This window comes from Paenibacillus diazotrophicus (genome assembly GCF_042610465.1).
The window spans coordinates 76,678-91,139 of the sequence record NZ_JBGJZN010000011.1 but is presented as its reverse complement, the minus strand read 5'-3'; the positions used below and the strand labels follow the sequence as shown (position 1 = coordinate 91,139).

The 14,462-nt window shown below is 49.8% G+C and carries 11 protein-coding genes and 1 pseudogene; 4 read left to right on the top strand and 8 right to left on the bottom strand.

Translation table 11 applies throughout. The features are described 5' to 3' along the window. Positions 1-631: pseudogene (locus ACAN54_RS28000) on the bottom strand (hypothetical protein); the annotation flags it as partial. A gap of 300 nt (positions 632-931) precedes the next feature. Between ACAN54_RS28000 and ACAN54_RS27995 the strand changes: the two are divergent. Next, complete coding sequence (locus tag ACAN54_RS27995; RefSeq protein WP_379163538.1) at positions 932-1,378, top strand: DUF4130 domain-containing protein; 447 nt, start codon at positions 932-934, stop codon at positions 1,376-1,378. Between the two features lie 430 nt (positions 1,379-1,808). After that, positions 1,809-2,150 carry a hypothetical protein gene (locus ACAN54_RS27990; protein ID WP_379163535.1) on the top strand — a complete coding sequence of 114 codons (342 nt, stop codon included), beginning with the start codon at positions 1,809-1,811 and terminating at the stop codon, positions 2,148-2,150. Positions 2,151-2,165: 15 nt separating this feature from the next. On the opposite strand, the gene ACAN54_RS27985 is transcribed toward ACAN54_RS27990, so the two are convergent. The 6 genes from ACAN54_RS27985 to ACAN54_RS27960 form a co-directional block, all read right to left on the bottom strand. Further along, positions 2,166-3,452, bottom strand: coding sequence for a LysM peptidoglycan-binding domain-containing protein (locus ACAN54_RS27985; protein WP_379163532.1), 1,287 nt, complete (start codon positions 3,450-3,452; stop codon positions 2,166-2,168). A 235-nt stretch (positions 3,453-3,687) separates the two neighbouring features. Further along, positions 3,688-4,566 (bottom strand): SDR family oxidoreductase, encoded by an 879-nt coding sequence (locus tag ACAN54_RS27980; RefSeq protein ID WP_379163553.1) that lies wholly within the window; start codon positions 4,564-4,566, stop codon positions 3,688-3,690. A gap of 251 nt (positions 4,567-4,817) precedes the next feature. Continuing rightward, positions 4,818-5,522 (bottom strand): guanylate kinase, encoded by a 705-nt coding sequence (locus ACAN54_RS27975; protein WP_379163529.1) that lies wholly within the window; start codon positions 5,520-5,522, stop codon positions 4,818-4,820. A 137-nt stretch (positions 5,523-5,659) separates the two neighbouring features. Beyond that, positions 5,660-8,452, bottom strand: coding sequence for a glycoside hydrolase family 3 C-terminal domain-containing protein (locus ACAN54_RS27970; RefSeq protein ID WP_379163525.1), 2,793 nt, complete (start codon positions 8,450-8,452; stop codon positions 5,660-5,662). 251 nt (positions 8,453-8,703) lie between these two features. After that, positions 8,704-8,892, bottom strand: coding sequence for a hypothetical protein (locus ACAN54_RS27965; protein ID WP_379163522.1), 189 nt, complete (start codon positions 8,890-8,892; stop codon positions 8,704-8,706). A gap of 317 nt (positions 8,893-9,209) precedes the next feature. After that, on the bottom strand, positions 9,210-9,542 hold the full coding sequence (locus ACAN54_RS27960) for a sigma-70 RNA polymerase sigma factor region 4 domain-containing protein (protein WP_379163519.1): 333 nt from the start codon (positions 9,540-9,542) through the stop codon (positions 9,210-9,212). A 230-nt stretch (positions 9,543-9,772) separates the two neighbouring features. Here ACAN54_RS27960 and ACAN54_RS27955 point away from each other — a divergent pair, with 230 nt between their 5' ends. Both ACAN54_RS27955 and ACAN54_RS27950 read left to right on the top strand, forming a co-directional pair. Then, positions 9,773-11,113 carry a putative DNA modification/repair radical SAM protein gene (locus ACAN54_RS27955; protein ID WP_379163516.1) on the top strand — a complete coding sequence of 447 codons (1,341 nt, stop codon included), beginning with the start codon at positions 9,773-9,775 and terminating at the stop codon, positions 11,111-11,113. Continuing rightward, entirely contained in the window at positions 11,104-11,946 is an 843-nt protein-coding gene (locus ACAN54_RS27950) for a TIGR03915 family putative DNA repair protein (RefSeq protein WP_379163513.1), read from the top strand. The genes ACAN54_RS27955 and ACAN54_RS27950 overlap by 10 nt, the downstream gene beginning before the upstream one ends. Positions 11,947-12,048: 102 nt before the next feature. Here the strand turns inward: ACAN54_RS27950 and ACAN54_RS27945 are convergent, their stop codons facing one another. Beyond that, on the bottom strand, positions 12,049-14,433 hold the full coding sequence (locus ACAN54_RS27945) for a phosphoketolase family protein (RefSeq protein ID WP_379163511.1): 2,385 nt from the start codon (positions 14,431-14,433) through the stop codon (positions 12,049-12,051). Positions 14,434-14,462: the final 29 nt, after the last annotated feature.

The following is a 14,462-nucleotide window of genomic DNA, read 5'->3' as shown; positions in this document are numbered from 1 at the left end:
CACTGTCTGTATAATCCGGTGTATTCGTATACGAGACAAATTGGTATTGTCCTCCGTAAGTCGTCGATCGATCTACGCTATATACCGTTGCACCGTCAACCGAATCCCATTTTAGATGAATACTATTAGAATCTGCGGTAGCGACAAGATTACTTGGTGCTACGACATTTCCCAATAGATCAATTTCATTGAGAAAAATAGGTGCACTGGTAATATTCTTAGCAACAATGTAGGCTACATTTTTTATTACAACATCTAATTCAGCATATCTTGGGTGTAAATTCCCTGTATGCTCATACTGTAATTCTGTATAAGGAATCGTATGTAAAACATTTCCTTGAAGGTCATAAAAATATAAATCAAAGTACCGTCCTTCTATACTTAGATAATAACTTTTTACATCTGAAATATAAGGCAAGTCATATCTTACCTCTTGAGCAAACTTTATTTCACTTCCAAGAATATCGTCACCATCAGTAGCAGCAAGAATTGATCCATTACCATCGTGGATATCGGTTGAAGGTACTCCCCTTAATAAACCTGCGTCAGGGGATAATGCACTGGCTGAATCAGGAGCAGATATCAGGATAAAAAAGAACAAGAACACACTTACTGCCAACAACTTTCTCATAATTATCTCCCTCTCACTTCTACACTTAGTATTCTTGCAATCGAATAGACCTTCACACACTCATCCCCCCCAAAAAAAAATAAGACTGCAACAAACACTCTTACAAATTCGCCAACAAGAAAATTATTCCTGTAAATTCGATGAAATTATTTACAAATCGACAAAAATCCTTTCGTAAATGTGTTCCCCTGAATTCGGCCACAAGCTGTATTAAGACTTATGGAAAACTTCGCTGGTTTTTGACAGGAACATTTGTTCGGTATATACTTTTCCTAGGAGGAGGGTATTCCCGTGGATGTTATGGAGAAACTTGAAATTTTGACCGCTTCGGCCAAATATGATGTAGCCTGCACCTCAAGCGGCAGCAACCGCCCGAGTCAGGCCGGCGGCATGGGCAAGGCGGTCATCATGGGCATCTGCCACAGCTTCGCGGCGGACATGATTTATGATAAGACCCATGGGATGGCGCTTATACATAAGCCCGGGCAGCAAGCGATCATTCCACTCGATGAATGGGTGCCTCCTGCACCCGATAAAGCCGAAGAGGAATACCGCAGTCTATGGAAGGGATTCTATAACGCCATAGGAATCCAAGAGCGCCGCAATGACCGCCTGCGTGCCTCGCTGATGCCCCGTCGTTATTGGAAACACCTCCCGGAAATGAACGATAACACAGCAGCTGCTCCAGTCACACGGGCAAAGCGTGTACAACAGCTTTCGCCCCAGCACTCCAACCGTTTGGAATAGACGGGGCTGTCCCAAAAAGTAGATATTCTACTGGCGGAAACGGACACGCTATCTTCTCAAAAGCTAAAAACTTAAAAGAGCAGCGATTCTCCTGTATTGGAGGATCCTGCTCTTTGTTTTTGGTCATATGTAGCTTGCTTTAGTAGATTGTGGGCAAGTGAAAGCTACCCGACCTCTATATAGATTGAACTTGTGACTTTTCTATTCAGGGATTGCCGTGACTCCAGAGAATATTTGGACTTCCGGCCGCTGTTGTCTGCAGATTTCTTGATTTATACCGCTGTTTACGGTAGAAATCCGCAGACAAAGGCGGACGCTACCGCTCCTACAGTTCCAAAATTCCCTTACACCACTTTTTCCTTTTATTACTATTCAAAGTTCAATCTATATAGATACGATTCCCGCTTAAACAGCGGAGAGGACGGAACGATTGTGGAAAAGCGATAGCGTTCGCCTTGGTCTCCGGATTTTCACCACTAAGGGGAATGAAAAAAATCTGGAGAGCACAACGATTGGAACAACGGTCCGTACGCGTAGCGTCCTCACAAGCGCAACCGTCTATCTGACTTCAAAAAAAGCTGTCCCAATCAGCCATTTCATGGCTTATGGGACAGCCCCTTTGCTTTGCCTACAAGATACTGTTCTCACCCATACGATACTTGACCAAACAGCCACCGGGTTGGCTTTCGTACCCATCCTGGGCAGTATTATGCCTGGGGAGAGGTTCATCCGGCTGCAGCCGAGCAGTAATCTTCCATTAAAAGCGGGATAGTCTGATGCCATCTGGCTATCTTTTCACAACCTGGAAGTTATCCTCGATCAGCAGCCAGTTCTGTGGAAAAGGAAGCCCCAGCTTCCAGTAACTAATTCCTCTAAGGCCAAGCTCCTTCAGCAGCGTAAATTTCGCCTGAATCGAACGGGCATCCTCGAACCAGACCTTATGCTGCTTACCAGCATCATCCGTATAGTCAAAATACGGTGCCTGTTCCTTGTAGTCATACTGAATCGCAGCATTCCTGGTTCTGGCCAGATCAATCGCCGCCTGAGGGCTTAGCGCTTTGGCATAGGCTCCGCCAGCAACGTAAGGCAAGGTCCAGTCATAGCCGTACAGGTTCTGCCCCATCATAATCTTGGACCCCGGCATCTCGCTCAGGGCATACTCCAGCACCTTGCGGACAGGTCCGATGGGGGAGACCGGCATGGGCGGCCCTCCGCTGTACCCCCACTCATACGTCATAATAATCACAAAATCAGCCACCTCGCCATGCACCTTATAATCATGTGCGGTGTACCACGCCCCCACTTGGGCTCTGCTTGTTTTGGGCGCTAATGCGGTGGACAACAGGAAGCCTTCCTGATGAATCCGTGCCGCAGCTTTGCGGAGAAATGTATTATACGCCTCCCGGTCCTCCGGGCGGAGAAACTCAAAGTCAAAATGGATATCGCGGAAACCGAGCCGTTTCGCAGTGTTGATAATATTGTCCAGCAGCCGGGCCTGAACAGCCGGATCATTTAGAATTAACCGCCCCAGCTCAGAGCTGAACTGTGCATTCTCCAAATTGGTCACGACCATCATCAACGTCACCCGATTTTGTCCGGCAATCGAAGCCAGACCATCCAAAGGCGGGGCCTCCAGAGAGCCATCCCGCTGCACCCGGAAGCTGAAGGGGGCCAGGTATGTGAGATGGGGCGCAGCCTCAGCTGCGGCATTTTGCAAACTCTGGGATACCTCTCCCCCTCTAGGTTCGACATAGGCGTTAATTTCCGCTTTTCGCTTCGGCTTAGACGGGATATACAAGCGAAGCCCAATCTGCAAAGGCTGATTCAAGGACAACTGATTGCTGGTAGCCAGAGTATTGATGTTAACACCAAATTTCCGCGAGATGCTATAGAAGCTGTCTCCCGGCCGTACCCAGTAATACATACCCGTAATCGGAATCACCAGGGTTTGCCCGACCACGAGCCTGCCGGGTGCAGACAGTTGATTGGCTTCGCTAATTTCAGATGCAGGTACTCCGTAGGCCTGCGCGATACCATACAGGGACTGGCCCGATTGCACCACATGAATTTGCATAATACCATCCTCTCGATCCGGACTGTGAATCATATATTTTATTCGGGTGAATGAGGAGGTATGCGGCTTTGGCAGAATGACACAGACTTACCTGTCTTCCACCAAAATAAAGACCGCCCCTGACTAATGGGCGGCCCTGATCACTTTATGCTTATTCACGGTATTGTTAGCTGGGCGTTCTCCAGCGGCGGAGGCTAGCAGTCTTCTGAGCTAGCAGTACTGCTTCCGTAACGGTTTACGGCGTTGGCATGCCGCCATTCGCGTTCAGCGTCTCCCCGCTGATATAGCTTGACTCCTGACTGGCCAGGAACACGTAGGCCGGAGCCATCTCGGCAGGCTGGCCCGGACGTCCAAGCGGGGTCTTGGCACCGAAGTCCTTGAGCACTTTAGTCGGCTGTCCGCCGGCAACCTGCAGCGGTGTCCATACCGGTCCAGGAGCTACAACATTAACACGGATACCTTTGCTGGCCACCTGCTGCGCCAGAGACTTGCTGAAGGTGTTGATTGCAGCCTTGGTTGTCGCGTAATCGAGCAGAATCGGCGAAGGCTCATATGCCTGAATCGAAGAGGTATTGATAATCGTGCTGCCCGGCTTCATATGCTTAAGGGCCGCTTTGCAGAGCCAGAATAATCCGTAGACGTTGGTCTTGAATGTCGCATCGAACTGCTCAGTGGTGAGGTCGGCAATCTCTGGTACGAACTGCTGCATGCCTGCAATATTAGCCAGAATATCAATGCCTCCCAGCTTGTCTACTGCAGCAGCAACCAGCTCTTCACTGTATTTCTCATCCTTCAGATCGCCCGGAACTGCGACTGCGGTACGGCCGGCTTCCTGCACGAGCTTCACTACTTCCTGAGCATCCTTCTCTTCCTCGGGCAGATAGGATAGGACCACATCGGCACCTTCCCGGGCAAAAGCAATCGCAACCGCGCGGCCAATCCCGCTGTCGGCCCCGGTTACAATCGCCTTGCGTCCAGTAAGACGCCCTGTTCCGCGATACGTATCCTGCCCCGCATCCGGCAGCGGGTTCATTTCCTGTTCAAGACCCGGAGGGTTCTGCTGCTGCTCAAATTCCGGACCCGCCTTGGTGTACTGCTTCACAGGGTCCTGCATCTTGTATTGGTCAGTCATCTTTTGTTTCCTCCTTTTGATAGGGTTGATAGGGTGTGGCAACCATTTCTGCTTCATGCGTTTACTTCTTCTAATGTAACCGTGATGCTTGTGATCTAAACAAAGGAATGGGAGGGAGAGTAGGACAGAGCCTGGCAGAGCTATCTAGCGGAGGCACAAAAAGAGATGTCCCATCAGCCTTTATATGGCCTTTGGGACATCTCTCTGTGATGGGGATAAAGTTCCCCGCTTGCCTACATCTTCGTCTGCAAGAACTCCTTAATTTTTTGAACGGTGACCTCTGGGTCCATATTCTGCAGCAGATATTCCGACTCCCTTTTATAGGCCACTTGCTCCGTATAATTGCCCAGGTATTCATCTATAATGCCGTACGGCACCGCTTCCCGCTCTAGCCTGAGCTGAATATCATTCTTCGTCACGTATATAAATACCCGCAAGGCATCCTCGCCGTACTTCTTCCGGAATGCACTGGCCCCTTCATGATTCACTACAACGATGACGGCATTATGCTCTTCAAGGCCTTGTTCCAGGTCTGCCACTGTAATCCCGTAGTCCCCCCGCTCCAAACGGACTCTCTGAAAAAATGCATTGCTCTCCACCATCGCCTGAAACTCGCTCTCGGAGACAAAATGATAATGTTTCCCATTCTTCTCTTGCGGACGGGCCGCACGTGTAGTGTAAGGAAGGATATAGGGGATTCCCAGCGAAGCACTAAGCTGCTTGGCAATGCTTTTCCGCCCCGCACCGCTTGTTCCAGTAATAATAATGATCTTGGGATTGGAGGAGTCTGCTGTTGTCTCAGGCCGATCATTCTGAATGCCCTCTTCGATCGCTGGTGCTTTGGATGTTTTCAGCCAGTTCCACATTGCTTCTCCCGTATGCTTATGTCTGCGTCTGCTCAAGCCTTCGACAACAGCACCGGGATTCACCTCCTTCACATGCAAGCTATACCTAAGTTAATTCGACAAATATCTCCAAATCCCTCCCCCCATCCCCTTTTATTGCCCCGCTGAAAACGACAAAAGAGAGTACCCATTAAAGGCACTCTCTTTTCCCTTTATCCAAACAATACTGCTTACACCTGCTTGAATTCGATCCAGTCGATCTGCAGTCCCGGTTTGACGAAATCCAGCTTCAGCTCATACAGGCCAGCTTCCAGTTCGACCTTCACCAGTTTCTGTCTGATCCACTTGCCGTCCGTACCGTTCGTCTGAATGGTTGCCATCGTCTGGCCGTTCAGGGTCACATTGCATGCGCTCTGCGCCAATTCGGTTTCAGTGGACATAATACCCACAATAATCCGGTATTCGCCTGCTTGTTCCACCTGTACAATAGTTGCTCCGGCTGCGGAAGGCTTCACCTGTGCATTCTGTGCCAGAGACTGCGCCTGTTCTGCCGAAAGGGCAGGATTCGCCTTGAAGCTCTCCACCGTCTCCTCACTCACATGAGGTCTTGTGAATACCGGAGCATTCATAATGAACCGGCAGATGTTCATAGCAGAGCGCTGCAGCTCTCCACGGGTCAGGGAACCATTATCCAGCGACTCCAGGGTGTTGTCATCATAGGCGTTGACTTCAGCACCATAGTTGCTGACAACCATGTACAAGTCATTTTGCGCGCGGACCATCCAGTTCGTGTTCTTGCGGTCCGCCGGACCTCCATCTACAACATCGTTCATAATGGCCCACCAGTCCGTCATTACAATGCCCTGGAAGCCCCATTCTCCGCGGAGAATCGTGGTATTCAGGTCATAATTCGAAGCTGCCCAATGTCCGTTCACCGGATTATAGGAGGTCATGATCGAGTTCGCTCCGCCTTCTTTTACCGCAATCTCAAAGCCCTTAAGATAAATCTCCCGGACAGCACGTTCTGATACAATGGCATCCACCTTGCTGCGGTGCTTCTCCTGGTTATTGCAGGCAAAGTGCTTCAGAGTGGCATTCGAGCCGCCTTTCATAATCCCGCGCGTGCAAGCTGCCGCAAACACTCCTGAAATTAGAGGATCCTCTGAAAAATACTCGAAGTTACGTCCATTCAGCGGACTGCGGCGGATATTCAGCCCCGGTCCAAGCAAAGTATCCACGCTGTTTCTAACCAGCTCCCGGCCTTCCAAGACATATAGCTCTTCGACCAGATCTGCATTCCAGGTTGCCGCAAGCAGTGTTCCAATTGGAACCTGAGTCGACTTATGTCCGCTGTCCATCCGGATCCCGGAAGGGCCGTCTGCGGTACAAGCTACCGGAATGCCGTAACTGAACAGCTGATCACTGACACCGCCAAATGCCGACGCCGTACCCGGTGTAACCAGCGGACTGCTCATTCCTTCGCCTCTCACAATTACTGCGAGATCCTGATCACTCAGCTGGGCGATAAAGGTAGTCATCTCTACTTTTCCGTCATGCACATCTCTTAAGGTATAGCCTTGGTACCCCGTCTGCGTAAGTGCTTCGGGCAAATTCTGCTCGATTCGCTCTTTCATCGAAACCTTGCGCGTCGGGACGGCAGCGTATACTAATTCATAGGAACCGTCTTCCTTGCGCGCTCCAGGCATCATCCGGGTGAACCCTTCCGTTGGCGCCAGTGCTTCCTGAAGCTGTTCCACCACCTCAAGTTCCTCAAGCACATAACCGCTGCGTCCCTCTACCAGAATTTCTGATGCCTTCTTAATGCTGCTTCCCACATATATACGGTAGGTTCCCGCTTCCAGCACATAGGCTGAAGGATATCCGGTCACGCCGGCATCATCATAGGAGGCCATCGAATGGATCGGGAAGCTCACCGTCAGAAGCTGCGACTCTCCCGGCTGAAGAAGCCCGGTCTTTCCGAATGCCGCCAGCACTTTAGCCGGTTGACCCAGCTTGCCTTGCGGAGCTTCGTAATAGACCTGCACAACCTCTTTACCTGCAAAAGTGGTTCCCGTGTTCGTTACGGTTACTCCGATCTGAGCGGAGAGCTTACCTGCCTGGCTGACCAGCTTGGCTTCATCCGGCTCAATGGAGAATGTGGTATAGGATATCCCGTAGCCGAACTCGAACTGAACCTTGTCCGGACAGAAGGTCTCAAAATAACGGTACCCCACATAAATATCTTCCTGATAGAAGTTTTTGAATTCATTGCCGTAGTTAGCAGTCGAAGGATAGTCTTGGATTGAATAAGCAATGGTATCCGTCAATTTGCCGCTTGGCGTCACTTCACCAGCCAGCACGTCGGCAATGGCATTGCCCCCTTCCATCCCGCCATGCCAGGAATATATCACACCCGGAATAGGGTGCTTATAGCTATTATCATTCAGCCAGCTCATATCAATAATATTCGAGACATTCAGCACGACGATCGTCTGCTCAAAATAACCCGTTACCTGCTTCAGCATCGTCTGCTCATCTGCCGTCAACTGGTAGCTGCCCGGCGCGTCTGCATTATCCTGATCTTCTCCCGCGGTACGTCCGATGACGATGATCGCCTTGTCGGATTTGCTTCTTGCCTGCGACACCAGTTCATCGGTTAATGGCATTTCCTTCTGATGCCAAGGCTCTGCAGCCCAGGCTCCGCCGCCATTGTCAAAAGGATTGTGCTCAATCCACTTTTCATAGACTTCTGCCAGCTCTTCGTTCACAGCAAGGCTCTTCTTGCTGCGAAGTCCATCTAATAGATTGGTTGTGTACGAGACATGCACACTTCCGCCTGAGCCTGTACCGCTGCGGTAATAATTCACCTGGGTTCTGCCAAAAATCGAAACGGTTTCACCACCGCGCAGCGGAAGCACCTGGCCTTCATTTCTCAGCAGCACCGCGCCTTCCGCACCTACGGTCCGGCTGAATTCTGCAAAACCCTCTAGTGGAACTCCTAAACTCTGTGTAGTCAATTTCATTTCCTCCTGATTGTGATTTCCTATCCAGTGCAGACTCTCTAAAAAGGTTCTATGTCCCTTCTGAGATTTCTGGAATCTCGCGAGCCCATGCATACCTTCTACTATAAAGAATCCCCTTTCAAGAATCAAAGGTATTGTTATAGGGATGAGTTCATCAATTAAATAATCAACACAAATAACCCGTTCATGCATGCACCGGATCTCTCCGGCAGCCCGCATCAACAGGTGAAGTGTCAGTCCCAATCCTATATTTATTTCCGGCGCTGCTTCATCATCCGGTTGTACATCACGAGCGCGGCAATAATCATACCTATCATAGCGACACTGCTTGCCGAAGCAGGGGACATGCCGAACATGAGGCACACACTGTTCACTAATGTCCTCGTAACCAGCGCAACCATGATCAGCATCAATGGACGCCATATATTATACCCTCTCATTCCTTCAACACTCCCACTCCAATATTCAAGACAACGAATATATTCATTTCTATAACTATTAGTTGCTATTATAGCACAAGAAGGAATGCGCATACATTCCCGCCGGGAGAGCACTGCCGAACAGCGCATGCTCTCTGCTGATTCTTATCCATTCTTTCTTTTAAAACACTCCAGTAGCTCAACCTTCATAGTCTGTATGGCATCTTCTTTGGGCATCCGCAGCAGACGGGTTAACCGTACCATATCTTTTTCGAAAAACTTCAATAATGCAAGTGTAGCCGACTCATCATTATCCTTCTGAAGACGTTCAAGCAAACCTAGGAATTCATCTTCTGACTTAATTCCTGAATCATTTTTTTCCTCCATTTGTTCACCGCCTGTTGAGATATATTCAATTGCCGGGCGACCTCAGCTTCTGTTTTATCGGCCAGATAGATTGCGCAAATGACCTTCTTTCCCACTTCTGACGTTAGTCCGTTTAAATATTGCTGTACTAATAATCTGTTATCGGCTTGTTCGGAGAATGAAGGAGTAAGAGGCTCTGGACTGGATGCAAGAGGAACTTCCCGTTTGAAATCCCTCTTGGCACGATACTGCATACGCCAGGCAATCCGGTAGAGCTCGTGACGATAGTATTCAATTGCACTCACATTTAATGCCTCCCTTGTGTTTCTATATGCCTATAATGTAGGGAGTTATTAATTTCCATTCAACAACCAATATAGGAACCTATGTTCCTATTATTATATACATAAGGCAAACTTTTGTACATTGCAGATCAAAATTCCAGTCCAAAAGGGGACAGAATACGTCTGATTTTTGACAGGAACAGGTGTTCGGTATATAATTTCCCGTATGGGGGGGATTCTGCGTGGATATGATGGAGAAACTTGAAATTTTAACGGCTTCGGCCAAATATGATGTAGCCTGCACCTCCAGCGGTTCCGAGCGCAAGAGCCAGTCCGGTGGCATGGGCAATGCCGTCAGCATGGGCATCTGCCACAGCTTCGCAGCCGATGGACGCTGTATTTCACTGCTTAAGGTGCTAATGACTAACGGGTGCGTATACGACTGCGCGTACTGCGTGAACCGTAAATCGAACGCCACACCCCGGGCCGCACTCTCACCGGAGGAGCTTGCAGACTTGACCATGCAGTTCTACCGCCGTAATTACATAGAAGGCTTATTTCTCAGCTCCGGTATTATGCGGAGTCCCGATTATACAACCGAACAAATGATTGCCGCTCTTGATCTGCTAAGGAACACTTATCAGTTCGGAGGCTACATCCATGTGAAGGCCATTCCCGGTACAGATGAAGTACTGCTGTCCCGACTTGGCCTGCTGGCCGACCGCATGAGTGTCAATATCGAGCTGCCTTCCCAAGAAAGCCTCGGTCTGCTGGCCCCTGACAAAAGCAAAACCTCCATTCTGAAGCCCATGTCCCTGATCAAAGAAAAGATCAACGAGAACCGCTCGGATCTCGTCAAATATAACCACGCTCCCCGCTTCGCCCCCGCCGGCCAGAGCACCCAGATGATTGTCGGAGCTACACCCGATACGGACTACCGCATTCTGACCCTCACCGAAGGATTGTACCGGAAGTACGGCTTGAAGCGCGTTTTTTTCTCTGCCTATACCCCTGTAATCGAGCATTCACTTCTGCCTGCTCTGGATACCAAACCGCCGCTGCTTCGGGAGCATCGCCTCTACCAGGCTGACTGGCTTCTGCGCTTCTACGGGTTTCAGGCTCATGAATTACTGGATGAAGCCGTTCCCAACTTCAATCCGCTGCTGGATCCGAAATGCAGCTGGGCGGTGAATCACCGCGAGCAATTCCCGGTTGAGATCAACCGTGCCCCATATGAGCAGCTGCTGCGGGTGCCCGGGATCGGGGTAAGGAGTGCTCAGCGGATTGTGAAGGCACGCCGGGCCGGAACCCTGGACTTCGCTGCCTTGAAGAAGCTGGGTGTAGTGCTTAAACGTGCCCAATTCTTCATAACCTGTAAGGGAAAAATGCTGGAAGGCTTAAAAGTAGGCGAGCACACCCTGCTCCGCTCTCTCATGTCCGGACAGGAGCTCGCCGGAGTCGAGCCGCCACAGTATGAGCAGCTCACTCTATTTGACGATTCCTATCTGACAGCAGGCTCAGCTGCTCCCGCTGCCGGTAAGGCTGTGCTGACAACAGGGGCTGCTGCCCCTAAGGGAGGCGAATGGCCCTGATGTTTAAGGCAGCCGCTTTGGCCTATACCTACGACGGGAGCTTTGAAGGTCTGCTGTGCTGTGTGTTTGAGAGCTATCAATGGAAAGAAACCCCGCTCGCTATACATTCGGATGATGAAGACCAAGGCCTGCTGCTGGAATCCAAATGGATTGATACGGACATCAGCAGGGCAGAACGGGTGCTGAAGTCCATCCCGCTTCGCATCTGCCCGGAGGCAGAGGAGTGGGTTCGTCTTGGATTCTGGTCCTGCGTGCCGGACAGGGAGCTGCTTCTATTGAATTTCCTATATCTCGGCTTCACTCATGGCCGTAAGGTGATGGATATGCTTGCCGATGATACGGTGAACGCTCTGCGGAAGGCAGTCCAGCAGCTTCATCGGGAAGCTCACCTGTATCTGGGTTTTGTGCGTTTCTCCGTATATGGACCAGTTATGGCGGCAGTCATTGAGCCCAAAGGCTTCGTGCTGCCTGTCATTCAGGATCATTTCTGCGACCGGTTCCATGGCGAGAGCTTCATGATCTACGACGCAACCCACCGCATGGCCCTTATCCACCAGCCTGGACAGCAGGCTATTATTCCGCTCGATGAATGGGTACCGCCTGCACCTGATGCAGCAGAAGAAGAATACCGCCGCCTATGGCAAGGATTCTACAACGCCATCGGCATCCGCGAGCGCAAGAACGACCGCCTTCGTTCCTCGCTGATGCCCAAGCGGTACTGGAAGCATCTTACGGAGATGGAGAACAGCAGAACCGGAGTGGCGGAGAGTAAGCCGAAGCTTGAAGAGGGATCACCCCTCTTGGAAGATGGGAAGTCGAAGTCCAAAAGCTGATTATGAACAGCAATCGATATCTAATATTTCTTCATACAAAAAGGGATGCCCCCAGCCATTTTCATGACCTTCAGGACATCCCTTATAGAGTAGCTTATGCTTTTAGTTCAAAGCCTTCCATACCCAATTCTCTACTTCTGGCAGATCGATACCTTCTTCACGGATATATTGGTTATGCTTCTTCACCATAGCATCCATTTCGTCGGCGATTGCTTGGTATTTACCGGCATCCGGCAAGCTCAGAACAGCTTCCTTCGTCAGGTCGAAACGGTCCATCTGATTCAGTACGCGCATATCAAATGGTGTGGTAATATCGCCGTTCTCCCGGTAGCCATGTACATGCAGATTATGGTTGTGGCGGTCGAAGAACAGATCTTTGATCAGGCCTTCATAGCCATGGAATGCGAAAATGACCGGTTTATCCTTTGTGAAAAATTGATCAAACTCGGCGTCAGATAAACCGCGAGGGTCCAGCTTCTGACTTCTCAGCTTCAGCAGATCTACCACGTTGATATAGCGGATTTTCAGATCAGGCAATTTCTCATGCAGGATGGAGATCGCTGCCAAGCTCTCCATAGTAGGCTCTGTACCGGACGAAGCAATAACTACATCTGGCTCTCCGCCTTTGTCTGTGCTTGCCCAGTCAATGATCTTAAGTCCTTTATCCACCAGTTCCTGCGCTTCATCAGCCGAGAACCATTGCGGACGCGGATGCTTGGACGACACGATCAAGTTGATCTTCTGACGGTCATTCAAGATGGTGTCAAAGACAGCCAGCAAGGTGTTGGCATCAGCCGGCAGATACTCACGGATAAATTCCGGTTTCTTGTCTGCCAAGTGGCCGAGCAATCCTGGATCCTGGTGAGTGTAGCCGTTATGATCCTGCTGGAACACTGTTGAAGTTGCAATAACATTCAAGGACGGAATATCTGTACGCCAGCTTTGATCTGTCGCTTTGCGCAGCCATTTGAAGTGCTGGGTAATCATCGAATCTACTACACGCAGGAAAGCTTCATAGCTGGCGAAGAATCCGTGGCGTCCAGTCAATACATAACCTTCCAGGAATCCTTCCGCTTGATGCTCGGATAGCTGCGAATCGATTACACGGCCATAAGGTGCCAGGAATTCATCTTGTGGTTCTTTAATGGAATCCATCCATTGGCGTTTGGTTACTTCAAACACAGGACCCAGGCGGTTTGACATGGTTTCATCCGGTCCAAAAATTCTGAAGTTGCGGTTCTCTTCATTAAGAGTGACAACTTCCTTCAGGTATTTGCCCAGCACAGCCATATCTTGTGCAATCACTTGACCCGGCACGGAATTATCCAGCGCATAGTTACGGAAATTCGGCTTGTGCAGGTCTTTAATCAAGTTGCCGGCATTGGTTACAGGGTTCATTCCCATACGTCTGTCGCCGGTAGGCAGGATTTCAGCAAGATCTGCGTTCAAACGGCCATTCTCGTCAAACAATTCTTCAGGTCTATAGCTGTTCAGCCATTCAAGCAATGCCGGTGCATGCTTCATGTGCTTTTGATCCACTGGAATCGGAACCTGGTGGGCACGGAAAGAGCCTTCGTTCGGCACTTTATCCCATTCCTTAGGACCAGTCCAGCCTTTAGGAGTACGGCAAACCAGCATCGGCCATACCGGACGGGTAGTGTCATTGTTTTCACGCGCATTCTTTTGAATGGCCTGAATTTTCTCGATAATGGTATCCAGAACCTTCGCCATTTGCGGGTGCATCAGATCAGGATTCTCGCCTTCAACAAAGAATGGTTCCCAGCCCATGCCTGTAAAATAATTGGTTAGCTCTTCTTTGGACATACGGGACAGAATGGTTGGGTTGCTGATCTTAAATCCGTTCAAGTGCAGAATCGGCAGGACCGCACCATCTGTAATCGGATTGATGAACCGGTTGGACAGCCAGGAAGCAGCCAGTGGTCCGGTTTCAGCCTCACCATCGCCTACAACTACTGCCGAGATCAGATCCGGATAATCCAGAATGGCACCTACGCTATGGGACAGGGAGTAACCAAGTTCTCCACCTTCATGAATCGATCCTGGAGTTTCAGGAGCCGCATGGGATGCCACACCACCAGGGAATGAGAACTGTTTGAACAATTTTTTGAGACCAGGGATATCCTGTGTAATCTCCGGGTAGATCTCCGTATAGCTTCCATCCAGATAAGAGTTGGATACCATAACCTGGCCGCCATGACCTGGACCTTCAACATAGAACATATTCAGATCATATTTGGAGATGACACGGTTCAGATGGGCATAAATAAAGTTCTGGCCTGGGATCGTTCCCCAGTGTCCGATAGGCTTAATCTTAACATCTGCGTCCTTCAATGGTTCTCTTAACAACGGGTTATCCTTCAAATACAGTTGTCCTACCGATATGTAGTTGGTCGCACGCCAGTAAGCGTCTAGCTTGGATAAATACGTTTTAGATGAATAATCCACGGGTAAAGTTGATAATCCCATTTCAATCCACTCCTATTCCTTTTTTCTGT

Excerpts from the sequence above, each read along its gene's own strand:
- ACAN54_RS27980 (WP_379163553.1), bottom strand. The coding sequence starts at position 4,566 with ATGCAGGACCCTGTGAAGCAGTACACCAAGGCGGGTCCGGAATTTGAG.
- ACAN54_RS27950 (WP_379163513.1), top strand. The coding sequence starts at position 11,104 with ATGGCCCTGATGTTTAAGGCAGCCGCTTTGGCCTATACCTACGACGGG.
- ACAN54_RS27945 (WP_379163511.1), bottom strand. The coding sequence starts at position 14,433 with ATGGGATTATCAACTTTACCCGTGGATTATTCATCTAAAACGTATTTA.
- ACAN54_RS27970 (WP_379163525.1), bottom strand. The coding sequence starts at position 8,452 with ATGAAATTGACTACACAGAGTTTAGGAGTTCCACTAGAGGGTTTTGCA.
- ACAN54_RS27955 (WP_379163516.1), top strand. The coding sequence starts at position 9,773 with ATGGAGAAACTTGAAATTTTAACGGCTTCGGCCAAATATGATGTAGCC.
- ACAN54_RS27965 (WP_379163522.1), bottom strand. The coding sequence starts at position 8,892 with ATGAGAGGGTATAATATATGGCGTCCATTGATGCTGATCATGGTTGCG.
- ACAN54_RS27995 (WP_379163538.1), top strand. The coding sequence starts at position 932 with ATGGAGAAACTTGAAATTTTGACCGCTTCGGCCAAATATGATGTAGCC.
- ACAN54_RS27985 (WP_379163532.1), bottom strand. The coding sequence starts at position 3,452 with ATGCAAATTCATGTGGTGCAATCGGGCCAGTCCCTGTATGGTATCGCG.